Genomic DNA, 573 nt, shown 5'->3' with positions numbered 1-573 from the left:
CGACCTCGATCCGCTCCCCGCCGGACAGTGGCGCGATGCTGGCCTGCACGGCGGCGGCGAGGTCGACCTCGGCGAGCACGGGCCTCACCGACCCGGTGTGGATCCTGCTCATGTCGAGCAGGTTGGCCACCAACGCGCTGAGCCGGTCCGTGGACTCCTCGATCGTCTCGAGCAGCTCCGACCGGTCCTCGGGGGAGAACGTGATGTCGGTCGACCTGAGGCTCGCGACGGCGACCTTGGCCGCGGCGAGCGGGTTGCGCAGGTCGTGCGAGACGGCGGCGAGCAGGGCCGTACGCGTCCGGTCGGTCTCCTCGAGTCGGAGCCGCTCGACCTCGGCCACCGTCGCGCGGCGGCGCTCGGACATCACCTTGGCGTAGGCGGCGTAGGCGTTGAGCAGGCCCCGGTCGGACGCCGGCAGCGTCGCCCCCGACAGCACCAGCGTGCTCCGCTCGTCGATGGCCGCCGCCATGTCCGCCCGCTCGACCGAGCGTGGCGGCGTCCCGCAGCTCGCCACGACCTCCTCCTCGCCCGACTCCTCGCGGCGGACGACCGCGGCACCGGTCGCGCCGAAGA

General features: G+C 73.8%; 1 protein-coding gene. It reads right to left on the bottom strand.

Translation table 11 applies throughout. The annotated features are described in order from the left end of the window. A partial coding sequence (locus FB586_RS18765; RefSeq protein WP_281276708.1) for a sensor histidine kinase occupies window positions 1-573 on the bottom strand: 573 nt, incomplete at both ends.

The organism is Cellulomonas telluris, assembly GCF_004886325.1.
Classification (GTDB): Bacteria; Actinomycetota; Actinomycetes; order Actinomycetales; family Cellulomonadaceae; genus Cellulomonas; species Cellulomonas telluris.
This window is presented reverse-complemented; position numbering and strand designations above follow the sequence as displayed.